Raw genomic sequence first — 13,747 nt, forward strand, 5'->3', positions numbered from 1 at the left:
GCCCGCGTTCGTTCCCCCGCTACTGCTGGGGCCTTTCGTTTGGATCAGGCCCGGTCACGGAGCGGGCCTGATCCAAAGGAAAGGCCCTACGCCACACGCCACTCGGGCACCGGGGGCGCGGGGTGGGTGAGGCAGCCGTCCGCCGTCAATAAGCAGGGCCGCGGCGGGGCCGGCCGCGGGCACGGGGCCTCGAACATGCCCATCAGCAGGGGGTCGAGACGCGGCACGGCGCCATGGTCGGGCGCCGGTCTTCGGGGGGTGTCGGGGCCGCGCAGCAACTCCAGATAGGCGGCCTGGCTCTCCGGCGCCGGGTCGATCCCCAGCTCCTCGGCGAGCACCTCCCTCAGCTGCTGATAGGTGCGCAGTGCCTCGGCCCGGTTGCCGGCCGTACGGTGCGCGGCCATCCGGCACCGGTAGGCGCTCTCCCTGAACGGCGCCCGCCGTACCGCCTCCTCGGCGTACCGCAGCGCGTGATGCTCGTCGCCCAGGGCCGCCGAGGCGAGACTCGCGGTCTCCAGCGCGGACAGTCGCAGCTCGTCGAGCCATTCCCGCACGCCGTTGACCCACTCGCCCTCGTGGGCGGGCAGGAATGACCCGCGTAGATTCGACACGGCCGCGGCGGCGAGCTTCTGGGCGACGGCGAACGAGCCGGTGGCGTACGCCTCGGCCGCCTCCCTCGCCGCCGCCTCCGCGCACTCGACGTCGACGGCCGCGTCGTCCGGCAGCCGCAGCAGATAGCGACCGCCCTGGGCGACCAGCGGTGTGACCCCGGGCCGCTGCTGGGGGAACGTGACGAACGTACGGACCCGGCTGACAACACTGCGCAGGGCCGAGGCCCAGGTGTCCGGCAGTCCGTCGGGCCAGACGGTGTCGGCCAGTTGATCGCGACTGGTGCCGCCGGACCGTTCGAGGATGAGCCTGGCGAACGCGACTTGAGCCTGAGCGCTGGACAGATGCTGTGGCGGAACCCCTTCGGGTTCGATCGTGACAAGGCCAGCGAGTCTGATGAGCAAGCTGTACTCCCCGGTGCGGTCGGCCCTGGGCCGGTTGCACCGACGGCGGCTGCCGCCGGCGAGGGTGTCGACATCACGCCAGGGGGCCCCGCCACAGTGGTCCTTGTGAAGGAGTCCGGGACACTCTGTGCATGCCCCCTGCACAGAAATTGGACGATATCAATCGGCCATCTCGGTGTGTCAATAGTGGCCGGGAAACATTACCGGGATTTCTCTGGAGACCATCATTCCGCTTGCGTAAAGCTGACGCGTTGTTCTTGCGCTCCCCTCTTTTCCCATTTCAGCGCCGTGTTGCGCGCGCCTTGCGCAGCTGTCGTTGAATTTGCGTCGGCACTCTGAGTCCAGGTTGAGCGGACTCCGGTAATTGTCCGAAACGTGGTGAGGGAGACGTACGTGAACACATCCGGGGGCTGGGAACGTCTCGCGCCGAAACTGGCCGCGACTCATCGCCGTGTGCGGGCCCTGGAGTGGGAGCCCGCCCGCCGCAACAGCTTTGTGACGTACACGGTCGAGCGCGACACCGCCTACGCCGACCTCGACGGCGAGCGCCTCCTGATGATGTCGGGCTACAGCTACTTGGGCCTCGCCGGCGACGAGCGCGTGGTCGCCGCCGCCAAGTCCGCCGTCGATCTGTACGGCACCGGCAACCACGGGGTGCGGGCGCTGGCGGGTTCGATCCCGCTGCACGAGGAACTGGAGGCGGAGGTCGCCCGGTTCGCGGGCCGCCAGGAGGCGCTGGTGTTCGGCTCCGGGTACGCGGCCAATGTCGGCACGGTCGGCGCGCTGGTCGGCGCCGGGGACACCGTACTGATCGACAAGTACGACCACGCCAGCATCGTGGACGGCTGCCGGCTGAGCGGCGCCACCGTCACCCGCTTCCGGCACAACGACGTCGGCCACCTCGACCGCAGGCTCGCCGCCGCGAGCCCGGACGGGATCCGGCTCGTCATCGTCGACAGCGTCTACTCCATGGACGGTGACATCGCGCCGCTCCCGGAGCTGCGCCGGGTGTGCGACGCCCACAACGCGCTGCTGATGGTGGACGAGGCCCACGCCCTCGGTGTCATCGGCGCCACCGGCAAGGGCATCGAGGAACACTTCGAGTACACCGCGCGCGTCGACGTCAAGCTGGGCACGCTCTCGAAGGCCATTCCCTCGATGGGCGGCTGGGTGGCGGGACCGAGCGAGCTGATCGGCCATCTCAAGTACGCGGCACGGCCGTTCCTCTTCTCCGCGGCCCTCGGCCCTGCCCAGTCGGGCGCGGCGCTCGAATCGCTGCGGATCCTGGAGCGCGAACCCGAGCGGGTCGGCCATATCCAGCGGGAGTCCGCGCGCTTCCGCCAGATGCTGAACGACGGCGGGATGCGCACCGGCGACAGCGAGACCGCCGTCGTCCCCGTCATCGCCGGATCCGACGACGCCGCGTACGACTACGCCACGGCCTGCCGCGCGGCGGGCGTCATCGGTCTGCCGGTGGTCACCCCGGCCGTCCCCAACGACCTGGCCAGGCTGCGGATCGCGATCACCGCACGCCACACGAAGAGCGACATCGACTTCGCCGCGGAGGCCTTCCTCAAGGCGGCCCACGTGTGCGGACTCATCGCGGACTGACGCACCGTCAGCTCGCTTCTCACCTCCGCCCTCCGCCCTCCGACGTTCGTACGGGATACGGGATCCGAGATGCCAACCTCACCGAGGCACGCACCGCCACAAGCGCCTGTCGCGATCACCGGCATGGGTGTGGTCACCCCGGCCGGCTGCACCCCCGACGATCTGTGGGCCGCGCTGCGCGCGGGCAGGTCCACAGCCGCCGCGCTCACCCATCTCGACCTGGAGCGCCACCGGGTGCGCATCGGGTGCCGGGTCCGCGGGCTCGACTCCCTCGGTCTCGTGCCCGCCAAGGACGCCCGCAGGATGGACCCGTTCGCGCTGTACGGGACGACCGCCGCCCTCGCCGCGCACCGGGACGCCGGCGGGCCCACCGCCGATCCCGGCCGTACGGCGATCGTCGTCGGCAACGCCGTCGGCGGCCGGGCCACCAGCGACCTGGAGTCCCGGCACTTCACCGAGTCGGGACCGCACCGGGTCAACCCGCTGATGCCCCTGATGACGATGCCCAACGCGGCGGCGGCCCAGATCTCGATGCGGCTCGGCTGGCAGGGGCCCGCCCTGACCATCGCCACCACCTGCGCCAGCGGCGCCGACGCCATCGGCCACGCGCTGACACTGCTGCGGACCCACCGGGCCGATGTCGTCCTGGCCGGCGGCTGTGAATCGACCCTCACCCCCGTCACCCTCGCCGGATTCGGCAACCTCAACGCCGTATCGCTGCGCAATGACGACCCGGAGCACGCGTCCAGGCCGTTCGACGCCGACCGCGACGGCTTTGTGATGGGGGAGGGCGCCGGGTTCGTCGTCCTCGAACGCCTCGACGACGCGCGGGCGCGCGGCGCCCGTACCTACGCGACCGTCGCCGGCTACGCCGCCACCTCCGACGCGTACCACCTGGCCATGCCGCTGCCGGACGGCGGCGCCGCAGTCGGCGCGATGGCGGGAGCCATCGCCGACGCGGGTCTGGCCCCCTCCGACATCGTCCATGTCAACGCGCACGGCACCTCGACCCCGCACAACGACCGGGCCGAAGCACTCGCGCTGGCCAAGGTGTTCGGCACGGACGGCCCGCCGGTGACCGCGAGCAAGAGCGTCATCGGCCATCTCATCGGCGCCGCGGGCGCCGTCGAACTGATCGCCACCGTCCAGGCGATGAGCCGGTGCGAGGTCCCTCCCACCGCCAACCACGAACAGCTGGAGCCAGGCATGGAAATCGATGTGGTCCACGGCGCCCCGCGCACCGTCGCGTCCGGTCCCGCGCTCTCCAACTCCTTCGGCTTCGGCGGCCACAACTCCAGCCTGGTGGTGGCCCCGATATGACCGTCGCCCCCGCCCCGACGGCGACGCGCACCGTCACCGCCGATGAGATCGCGGCCTACCGGGGCGCCGTCCGCGCCGAGCTGCCCGCCGCGCGTGACCAACTCGCCTCGCCCGTCCACGCGTTCGTCCTCGCCCACGCCGTCGCCGAACGTACGGTGGCCGCGCTGACCGCCGACGAGCCCGGTCCCGTGTCGGTCGTCCACCTCGGCCAGGACATCCGCTGCCGGCGGCTCGTACGCCCCGGTGAACAGGTCACCGTACGGCTGGAGGTGCTCGGCGCCCGCCGTGAACCGCGCGGGACACGGGTCGCGCTGCGCTCCCGGCTGACCGGCGACGGCGCGGACCTCACGGACTCCCCGAGCTCCCCGGATCCGGGTGGTGCCGCCGAGCCGTTCGCCGAACTGGTCACCAGCGCCCTGCTCGTGGGCGCGACCGCCCTTGAACCCTTCGGGGAGATCTCCGGCGGCGCCGCCGCCCCCGCTCCCGCAGGAGCGGCCGAGCCCGCCACCGTCGTCCACGAGCCGACCGTGGAGTGGATCCGCCGCTACGCGCTGGCCTCCGGCGACGAGAACCCGATCCATCTCGACGCCGACGCGGCCCGCGCCGCCGGTTTCCCCTCGGTCATCGCGCACGGGATGAGCGTGCTGGCCCTGGCCGTCGAGGAGATCACCGACCGGTACGCCGACGGTGACGCCGCCCGGATACGGGGGATCGGCGGTCGTTTCTCGGCGCCCGTCACGCCCGGCGAGCCGCTCCGGTTCGACCTCCAGCCGGACACGGCCCGCCGCGTGGTGCGCTTCGGCTGCCGCACCCCCGCGGGACCCGCCGTCAAGAGCGGCTGGGCCGAACTGGCCGCGCACCCGGGCAGAGCGGGAGCCGGACATGACGACTGACGGCCCCGGCCTGGTGGGCGGATTCCTCTCCCAGGTCCGCGAACGGCCCGACGCCACCGCCCTGGTGTGGAACGGCGAGGAGACGACCTACCGCGAGCTGTACGAGCGGGCCGGACGCGAGCGCGACCGGCTGACCGGTCTTGGGCTCACCCCCGGCGAGCCCATCGGCCTCCTGGCCACCAAATCACCCGCGGCCGTCGCGCTGGTGCTGGCCTGTCTGCTGGCCCGGCGCCCCTTCCTGCTGCCGTCGCCCGCGCTCGCCGACTCCCTGCTCGCGGATCTCTTCGCGCAGGCGGGCTGCCGCCGGGTGATCACGGCCGACGGCACGGACGCCGCGGTGGCGCCGAACCCCGAGGTCACCGCGCAGCCGCTGGCCCCCCGCGAGGCCGCAGAAGTGTCGTTCATGCTCACCACCTCCGGCTCCACCAGCCTGCCCAAGATCGTCCCCCTGGGCCGGGACGCCGTGAACCGGTTCGTCGCCTGGGCCGCCCCCGCCTTCTCCATCGGGCCAGGCGTCACCGTACTCAACTACGCACCGCTCAACTTCGACCTGTGCCTGCTGGATATCTGGACGACCCTCGCACACGGCGGCCGGGTGGTCCTGGTCGACCCGGCACTGGCCGCCCGGGGCGCGCATCTGCTCGACCTCCTCGTCCGCCATGACGTACGGGTGGTCCAGGCGGTGCCGATGTTCTACGGGCTGCTGCTCGACGCGGCCGAGCGGCGCGGGGCGACATTCCCCGGGGTCGGGCAGGTGATGTTCAGCGGCGATGTCATACCCGACCGCACCTTCGCCGCCCTGCCCGGACTGTTCCCCGGGGCCCGGATCCACAACATCTACGGCTGCACCGAGACCAACGACAGCTTCGTCCATGAGGTCGACACCGGCGCCACCGAGTGTCCGCCGGTACCGATCGGCCGCCCGCTGCCGGGAGTCGAGGCCCTGATCCTCACCCCGGACGGCGCGGCCGTCGAGGGGCCGGGCTCCGGCGAACTGTATGTCTCCACCCCCTTCCAGTCGGCCGGCTATCTCGACCGGACCCGGCACGCCGACAAGTTCACCGGCCATCCGCTGGGACGCGACGACCGGCGCTGGTTCCGCACCGGCGATCTGGTACGGCGTGACGCCGACGGCAGGCTCCATCTCACCGGCCGCGCCGACCACCAGGTCAAGGTCCGTGGTGTCGCCGTGAACACCGCGGAGATCGAACGGGTACTGCTCGACCACCCCGCCGTACGCGAAGCGGGGGTGGCCGCCGTACCCGACCAGGTCGAGGGCCGCCGGCTCATCGCCGCCGTACAGAGCGAACCGGGCAGCGGGCTCAGCTCTCTGACGTTGCGTCAGCACTGTGCGAGACGTCTGCCCAGGGCGGCCGTCCCCGCCAAGCTCCGGATCGTCGAAGAACCGCTGCCGAAGACCGCCACGGGAAAGGTCGACCGCACGGCGCTCGACCGCCTCGACGAGCTGTCCACCGTCTCCACCGCCACGTCAGCCACAACCGCCCAGGGAAGGACGTCATGAGCCACGCCGGCACCATCAAGCAGTTCGTCATCGAGGAGTTCCTGCCGGACATCACCGCCCAGGAGCTGGCGGACGACCACGATCTGCTCTCGGACGGTGTCATCGACAGCCTCGGTGTGCTGAAGCTGATCGCCTGGGTCGAGGACCGCTTCGAGCTGCCGATCGGCGACACCGACCTCGACCCCGACAACTTCCGCAGTGTGGCGGCCATCGACGCGTTCATCGCCGGTGCACGCCGTACCGAGGTGGCGGGCGGATAACGGTGCATGACGCACTCACCGGCCTGCTGGAGCGGCGCGCGCCCGTCGGGCGCGAGACCTGGCGGTCGTTCTGGGACCAGCTCGGCGACGGCGGCCTCGACAGAGCGCAGGCCCTCGCCCTGCTGGCCTCCCTGGCCACCTCGCTGCCCGGCCACGGGACACTGCGCCCGCTGCTCGACTCGCTCGCCGAGCGGCGGCCCGCCCGGCCGGCGGGCCGCTGGCCGGGAACGGTCAATGTGGTGGGCACCGGAGGCGGACCGAAGACCTTCAATATCTCCACCGCGTCGGCCTTCGTGGCCGCCGCTACCGGGGTGCGGGTCGTCAAGACGGGCTCGCGCGCGTACACCAGCTCGCTCGGCTCCATCGATCTGCTGGAACGGCTCGGCGTCCGGCTGACCTCCTCCTACGACCAGACCGCCGACACCCTGGACCGGTACGGCATCGCCTTCGCCGGACCGTTCGTCTACCCGGCGCAGCTGACCCGGCTGGCCAGGACCATCGCGCCGACGAGCATGAAACCCTTCGGCCGCTTCCTCAACGCCCTCGGGCCGTTCCTCGCGGATCTGCCCGTCACGGCGCAGGTCACCGGGGTCTCGGCGAGCGCGCCCCTGGCCGAACTCCGCGCGCTCGCCAGGAGCGAGAGCGGGACCCGGCCGGGCCGCACGCTCTGGCTGACCACCAACGACCGCGGCGCCGACGAACTGCTCGGCTTCGCCAACAACACCATCCACACCCACGACGGCCGTGAACTCCACATCCCCGCAGGCGAGTTGGTCCCGCCCGGCGGAGGCTTCGACGATCTTGAGCCCGCCCCGGACCCCGCCTCGGCACCCGCGCACTTCCTCTCCGTGCTCGCGGGCACCGGGGGAGAGGTGGCCACCCGTACGGTCTGCCTCAACGCGGCGGCGCTGTCCGTCGCGAGCGGACACACCACGGATTGGACGCGGGCCGTCGCCGCCGCCCTGGAGGCGGTACGCGGCGGAGCCGCCCGCGAACTCGCCGAGCGCGTAAGGGCCGGGGCGTCGCGCCCGCCCACCCGCACGGAGGAGATGACCCATGGCTGACTTCTTCTCCCGCGTCGGACCCGGCGAAGGACCGGGTCTGGCCCTCTTCCTCAACGCCGGGGACCCACCGCTCGACGTCCTCGCCGACCTCGTACTCATGCTGGACGAGGAGGGCGTCGACTGCCTCGAACTCGCCGTGCCCTTCCCCGACTCCGTCACCGACGGGCCCGTGATCCGCCGCTCCTCCCGCCGCGCCCTCGACCAGGGCGTCGGGCTCGACGAGGTCCTCGACTTCATCGCCGCCGTACGCCCGCGCCTGCGCCGGCTGCGGATCGCGCTGCTCGCCGACTGGAGCCACTCACTCAAGCACCGGGACCGCGAGCACGGCGACCCGGCGCGCACCCTCCGTACGATCGCCGGCTCGGGCGCGGACGGACTGCTCGTCCACGCGCTGCCGCCCCGGCTGCGCACCGCACACCACGCGGCGGCCCGCGAGGCCGGGCTGCCCGTCGTCACCACCTGCTACCAGCAGAGCCCGCCGTCGACCATGGCCGAGGCCGCGGCCGACGCCACCGCCTATCTCTATCTCGTCGCCCACTACGGACGCAGCGGCACCGCCCCCGCCACCGGGCACGCCGCGCTGGCGACCACCGTCGCCGCGCTCCGGGCGCACACGGAATCCCCGATCGCCATCGGCTTCGGGGTCAGGACCAGACAGGACGTGGAGACCGTGGGCGCCTGCGGAGCCGATGCCGTCATCATCGGCTCCGCGGGTGTCGCCCGGATCGAGCGGTCGCTCACTCAGAAGAGCGACGTCGTCGACGGTTTCCGCGCCTTCGTCAGGTCCGTATCGCCCAACCGTTCCATCACACCTGAGAGAACCGGGAGTTGAACATGTTCGTCCGTGACCTGGAGAGCGTGAAGACGGTCGAGTGGGGCAACGGTCTGAGCCGTCGCTTCATCGTGGCCGCCGACGGCCTCGACTACAGCATCACCGACACTACCGTGCGCGCGGGTACCAAGTCCCGTCTGGAGTACCGCAATCACATCGAATCCTGCTACTGCATCGAGGGTTCGGGAGAGGTGATCGAGCTGGACGGCACCTCGCACCCGATCGTGCCCGGCCGTCTCTACTCACTCAACGAGAACGACGCCCACTACCTCGTGGCCGGCCCGCACGAGGATCTGCGTCTGGTGTGCGTCTTCTCCCCGGCGCTCCAGGGTGACGAGGTCCACCAGCTCGACGAGCAGGTCTCCTCGGCGTACTGACCGCACACCGCGGTTCCCGGTCCGTCCGTCACCGAACCGCGCGTCACCGAATCACCCGTCACCGAATCACCCGTCACCGAATGGCCCGTCAACGAATCGTCAGGGAAAGGCTCGCCGTGATCCGCTGGAACGCCGACCAGGCCGAACTGCGCGAAGGTCTGGCCCGGTGGGGTGAGGCGCTCAGCGCCGGCCACATAGAACAGGACGAACAGGCCACGTTCTCCTGGGACAAGTGGAAACTGATCCGGGAGACCGGCATTCTCGGACTGCCCTTCGAAGAGCGCTGGGGCGGCCTCGGCCAGTCCCTGCTCACCACCATGTATCTGCTCGAAGGGCTGGGCGAGCACTGCCGCGACTCCGGGCTGAGCTTCTCGGTCACCACCACCATGGCCAGTACCGGTGTGCCACTCGCGCGATTCGGCACGGACGCGCAGAAAGAGCGGTATCTGACCCGGATCTGCTCGGGCGAGGTGATCGGCGCCCATGCCATCACCGAGGCCGAGGGCGGCTCGGACGCCATGGCGATGACCACCAGAGCGGTACGGGACGGCGACCAGTTCGTCCTGAACGGCTCGAAGATCTTCGTCAGCAACGGCCCTGTCGCCGATGTGTTCGTCGTCTACGCGCGTACGCATCCGGACGGCGGCCCGCTCGGGGTCACCGCGTTCCTCGTGGACCGGGACACCCCGGGGCTCACGATCGGCACACCGACCAAGAAGATGGGACTGCGCACCTCGCCGCTCAGCGAGTTGTTCTTCGACGAGTGCCGTGTTCCGAGGACCCGGGTCCTCGGCCGGGTCGGCGGCGGATTCATCGTGCTCGACCAAGTGATGAAGCGGGAGATCCTCTTCTCCTTCATCGTGAACGTGGGGGAGATGCGGCACCGGCTCGACCGCTGCCTCGACTACGCGAAGACCCGTCGTTCCTTCGGCAGACCGATCGGCTCGTACCAGTCCGTCGCCAACAAGATCGTCGACATGAGGATCCGGCTGGAGACGGCAGGCAAGTGGCTGTACGACACCGGTGAACGCCTCGCGGCCGGCGAGAACGTCACGGTGGATCTGGCCATCGCCAAACTGATCACGAGCGAGAGCAATGTGGCGACCAGTCTGATGGCCGTGCAACTCTTCGGCGGGCACGGCTATATGACCGAGTACGGCCTGGAGAAGGACGTGCGCGACGCCGTGGCCGGCACGATCTACTCCGGTACCACGGAAATCCAGTACAACCGCATCGCCTCGATGCTGGGTCTGGGCACGTGAGCCCGGAGCCCGCCTCCGGGCTCCCGGCGGGACACTCGGCCGCACCCGAGACCCGCCGGGTTCTGAAGGTCTGCGGGGCCACCTCCGCCGACGACCTCACCACGCTCGCCGCCGCGGGCGCGGACTGTGTCGGCCTGTGGCACGGCATACCCGGCGGCCACGCCGAACTCCCCGCCCGGCGCCTGAGCGAACTCGTCACGGCCGCCCGCGCCACCGGCCGGCTCGAACCGGTCCTCGTCACCTTCCTCGGCGACCCCGAAGTCCTCGCCGGTCTCGCCCGTCGCACCGGGCTGCGCTGGCTGCAACTGCACGCCTACCAGCCACCCGCGGTGGTACGGACGCTGCGCGCCGCCCTGCCCGACGCGGTCCTGGTCAAGGTCCTCCATCTGCGCGGCGGCAGCTGTCCGGAACGTCCGCTGATCGGCGCGTACGAGCGGGCCGGCACCGACCTGTTCCTGCTCGACACGGCCACCGAGGACGGCCGGATCGGCAGCACGGGACATCAACTCCCCGAGCGTGCTGTGCTCGGCCTGCTGCCCCGGCTCACCCGGCCGTTCCTGCTCGCCGGGGGCATCTCCCCTTACAACCGTCCCGACTACGGGTCCGTCGTCGCCCACCCCGGCTTCCGTGGCATCGATGTCGACACCGCGGCCCGTGATGCCCACGGACGTATATCGGCGCCCGCCGTCACCGCTCTGGCCCGCGCCTGGCGGACCGACACGCCCCCTGAGGAGTCCCGATGACGTCCCGGTTCCTGGAAGCCCTGCTGGCCGCCGGTCGCCCGCTGGTCATGGAGATCAAACGGCGCGACGCGCACGGCTACGACCTGCTCGGCGGCCGGACCCCCGCCGCGATCGTGGAGTCGTACGAAGCCGCGGGCGCGCCCTGTATCTCGGTGGTGACGGGACGCTGGTTCGGTGGCACCACCGATCTGCTGCGCGATGTCGCCGCGCTCACCGATCTGCCGCTGCTCCAGAAGGACTTCATCACCCGCAAGGACCAGCTGTCGGCCGCGAGGGAACTCGGCGCCTCCGCCGTGCTCCTCACCGCCGCGCTGCTGCCCCGGTCCAGTATGCGCACCCTGATCACCGCCTCACTGACCCTCGGCCTCACCCCGTTCGTGGAGGTGACGGAGGAGTCCGAACTCGACGGTCTGCCACACGCCGACGAGTGCGTCGTGGCCGTCAACAACAAGGACATCAAGGCCAAGGAGCGTGACCGCGGCGACCTCGACCGCAGCCTCGCCCTGCTGCCCGCGGTCCGGGCCTCGGGCACCCGCTGCCCGGTCAGCGCCAGCGCCATCGACGGCCCGCTCGCCGCCGCGAAACTGCTCGACGCGGGGTACGCCGGCCTGCTGGTGGGCACCTCGCTGCTGCGCACCGACAGCGCGGCCGGCTGGGTCGACCGCCTGGACCGCGCCAGGACCCGCCCGGTGGGCCGGCCGCACTGACCGGCCCCGACCGGCCCGCCCCCGCCGCTCAGGAGAACCGCCTGCCATGACCGCACCCGTATCCCTTTCCGCTTCCGCCACCGCCGCGGCGTTCGCCGTCCGTGCCGTGACCCTGCACGCGGGTGACGTCCCGCTGTCGGGTCTGCTCGCCGAGCCGGAAGGCGGCTCGGAACCACGCTCCGTGATCGTCGCCGTCCACGGCCGGGGCATGTGCGCCGACTACTTCAACGGGCTGACCGATCCGGCCGACTCACTGCTCACCCTGGGTGCCCGGCTCGGTCATACGGTGCTGGCCCTGGACCGGCCCGGGTACGGCGCCTCCGCCGGCCCACTGCCGGACGGACAGCCCCTCGGCGAACAGGCGACAACACTGCACCGGGCCCTCGCCGGCTTCGCCCGGCACCACCCCACCGGCTCGGGTTTCTTCGTGGTGGCTCACTCCGACGGTGGCAAGGTGGCGCTGCACATGGCCGCGCAGGACGCGGGAAGCGGGCTGATCGGGCTCGACGTCAACGGATGCGGCTGGCGGTACGCGCCCGAGGCGCGGCACTTCCCCGACACCCTCGGCGGTGGCGCGTCCCGGCTCAACTGGGGCCCGCTGCACCTGTATTCACCCGGTACGTTCCGGGCGAGCCGGGCTCTGCTGAGGCCCGTACCGGCGCGCGAGGCGGCCCAGACGGCGACCTGGCCCGTCCAGTACCCGCGGCTGGCCGGCCGGATCACCAGCCCGGTCAGACTGACCTTCGCGGAGCATGAACTCTGGTGGGAGCTGGACGACGAGGCGCTGGCGGCGATGACGGGGCAACTGACCGCGGCGCCGGTCGTCACGGTGGAGCGGCTGTCCGCCGCCGGGCACAACATCAGCATCGGCCGCGCGGCCCGCGCCTACCATCTGCGGGCGCTTGCCTTTCTGGAGGAGTGTCTGCGGCGGGCCGGAGACACCCCCGCCGGATCCTGAACTCCACGCGGGGGAAGGCCGGTTGTGCGCGGGCGTCGTCCCGGTGATCAGTACGTGATCAATCCGTGGTCATGGCGGGGGAGCGCGGCGCATCGCGGCTACTGTGTGCGCACTGTATTCATCCACGCACCGAGCGGCTCCAGGAAGGACCCCTCCTCATGGCGGCAGAGACCGCGGATCTCCCGCAGCATCCCAGGCCGGGCCCGCGTGCCCTGATGGCCGACGGGCAGCGCTCGTACTCCTTCGAGTTCTTCCCGCCGAAGACGCCCGCGGGGGAACGTACGCTCTGGAACGCGATCCGCCGGATCGAGGCGCTCGCGCCGTCCTTCGTCTCCGTGACCTATGGCGCCGGCGGCTCCTCGCGCGACCGGACGATCGAGGTCACCAAGCGCATCGCCGCCGAGACCACCCTGCGCCCGGTCGCCCATCTCACCGCGGTCGGCCACTCGGTCGCCGAACTGCGGCACATCATCGGGCAGTACGCGGACGCCGGTATCCGGGACGTACTCGCGCTGCGAGGGGACCCGCCGGGTGACCCGCGCGGCGAGTGGGTCCGCCATCCGGAAGGCTTCGCCCAGGCCAGTGAACTCGTCACCCTCATCAGGGAACTCGGCGATTTCACGGTCGGGGTGGCCGCCTTCCCCGAGCGCCATCCCCGCTCGCCCGACTGGGACAGCGACATCCGCCACTTCGTCGCCAAGTGCCGGGCGGGCGCCGACTACGCGATCACGCAGATGTTCTTCGACGTCGAGGACTATCTGCGGCTCCGCGACCGGCTCGCTGCCGCGGGCTGTACGACCCCGATCGTCCCCGAGATCATGCCGGCCACGGATGTACGGCAGATCCGCCGCTTCGCCGAACTCAGCGACGCCCGCTTCCCCGACGCGCTGGCCCAACGGCTCGAAGAGGCGCGCGACCGGCCGCGGGACGGACATCGCATCGGTGTCGAGTACGCCACGGCCATGGCCGAACGACTGCTCGCCGAAGGCGCCCCCGGACTGCACTACATCACCCTGAACCGCTCCACGGCCACGATGGAGATCCACCAGAACCTGGGCGTGGGGGTACGACGCGACCGGCCACTGGCCGCCACTCGTCCCTGAACCGACGGCCGGCCGGGGGCCGGTGAGCCGTCCGCCCGCTTGGACGCTGGAACATGGAGCTGAGATTCATGGCTATGTTCCG

At 71.3% G+C, this 13,747-nt stretch carries 14 protein-coding genes; 13 read left to right on the top strand and 1 reads right to left on the bottom strand.

The features are described 5' to 3' along the window. Positions 1-86: 86 nt before the first annotated feature. Positions 87-1,013, bottom strand: a complete 927-nt coding sequence (locus tag AB0M67_RS06280) for a bacterial transcriptional activator domain-containing protein (RefSeq protein ID WP_365743196.1) — start codon at positions 1,011-1,013, stop codon at positions 87-89. Positions 1,014-1,406: 393 nt separating this feature from the next. On the opposite strand from AB0M67_RS06280, the gene AB0M67_RS06285 reads away from it, so the two are divergent. The 13 genes from AB0M67_RS06285 to metF all read left to right on the top strand — a co-directional run bounded on the left by AB0M67_RS06285 (position 1,407) and on the right by metF (position 13,665). Next, positions 1,407-2,624, top strand: a complete 1,218-nt coding sequence (locus AB0M67_RS06285) for a pyridoxal phosphate-dependent aminotransferase family protein (RefSeq protein WP_365743198.1) — start codon at positions 1,407-1,409, stop codon at positions 2,622-2,624. Positions 2,625-2,693: 69 nt separating this feature from the next. Then, complete coding sequence (locus AB0M67_RS06290; RefSeq protein WP_365743200.1) at positions 2,694-3,944, top strand: beta-ketoacyl-[acyl-carrier-protein] synthase family protein; 1,251 nt, start codon at positions 2,694-2,696, stop codon at positions 3,942-3,944. Next, positions 3,941-4,837 (top strand): MaoC family dehydratase, encoded by an 897-nt coding sequence (locus AB0M67_RS06295; protein WP_365743201.1) that lies wholly within the window; start codon positions 3,941-3,943, stop codon positions 4,835-4,837. Before AB0M67_RS06290 ends, AB0M67_RS06295 begins: the two co-directional genes overlap by 4 nt. Continuing rightward, the gene (locus AB0M67_RS06300; RefSeq protein WP_365743203.1) at positions 4,827-6,359 is read left to right on the top strand and encodes an AMP-binding protein; all 1,533 of its coding nucleotides are present in this window, start codon (positions 4,827-4,829) and stop codon (positions 6,357-6,359) included. Before AB0M67_RS06295 ends, AB0M67_RS06300 begins: the two co-directional genes overlap by 11 nt. Next, positions 6,356-6,619, top strand: coding sequence for a phosphopantetheine-binding protein (locus tag AB0M67_RS06305; RefSeq protein WP_365743205.1), 264 nt, complete (start codon positions 6,356-6,358; stop codon positions 6,617-6,619). The genes AB0M67_RS06300 and AB0M67_RS06305 overlap by 4 nt, the downstream gene beginning before the upstream one ends. A gap of 2 nt (positions 6,620-6,621) precedes the next feature. Then, positions 6,622-7,683, top strand: a complete 1,062-nt coding sequence (locus AB0M67_RS06310) for a hypothetical protein (protein ID WP_365743207.1) — start codon at positions 6,622-6,624, stop codon at positions 7,681-7,683. Next, complete coding sequence (trpA, locus tag AB0M67_RS06315; protein WP_365743209.1) at positions 7,676-8,515, top strand: tryptophan synthase subunit alpha; 840 nt, start codon at positions 7,676-7,678, stop codon at positions 8,513-8,515. Before AB0M67_RS06310 ends, trpA begins: the two co-directional genes overlap by 8 nt. A 2-nt stretch (positions 8,516-8,517) precedes the next feature. Beyond that, positions 8,518-8,892 carry an ectoine synthase gene (locus AB0M67_RS06320; RefSeq protein WP_365743211.1) on the top strand — a complete coding sequence of 125 codons (375 nt, stop codon included), beginning with the start codon at positions 8,518-8,520 and terminating at the stop codon, positions 8,890-8,892. Between the two features lie 116 nt (positions 8,893-9,008). Continuing rightward, positions 9,009-10,154 (top strand): acyl-CoA dehydrogenase family protein, encoded by a 1,146-nt coding sequence (locus tag AB0M67_RS06325; protein ID WP_365743705.1) that lies wholly within the window; start codon positions 9,009-9,011, stop codon positions 10,152-10,154. Beyond that, positions 10,151-10,897 (top strand): N-(5'-phosphoribosyl)anthranilate isomerase, encoded by a 747-nt coding sequence (locus AB0M67_RS06330; protein ID WP_365743213.1) that lies wholly within the window; start codon positions 10,151-10,153, stop codon positions 10,895-10,897. The genes AB0M67_RS06325 and AB0M67_RS06330 overlap by 4 nt, the downstream gene beginning before the upstream one ends. After that, positions 10,894-11,604 (top strand): indole-3-glycerol-phosphate synthase, encoded by a 711-nt coding sequence (locus tag AB0M67_RS06335; RefSeq protein WP_365743215.1) that lies wholly within the window; start codon positions 10,894-10,896, stop codon positions 11,602-11,604. The genes AB0M67_RS06330 and AB0M67_RS06335 overlap by 4 nt, the downstream gene beginning before the upstream one ends. A gap of 46 nt (positions 11,605-11,650) precedes the next feature. Further along, positions 11,651-12,562, top strand: a complete 912-nt coding sequence (locus AB0M67_RS06340; protein ID WP_365743217.1) for an alpha/beta hydrolase — start codon at positions 11,651-11,653, stop codon at positions 12,560-12,562. 215 nt (positions 12,563-12,777) lie between these two features. Further along, entirely contained in the window at positions 12,778-13,665 is an 888-nt protein-coding gene (metF, locus tag AB0M67_RS06345; RefSeq protein ID WP_365743707.1) for a methylenetetrahydrofolate reductase [NAD(P)H], read from the top strand. Positions 13,666-13,747 lie beyond the last annotated feature (82 nt).

This window comes from Streptomyces sp. NPDC051662, assembly GCF_040681655.1.
Classification (GTDB): domain Bacteria; phylum Actinomycetota; class Actinomycetes; order Streptomycetales; family Streptomycetaceae; genus Streptomyces.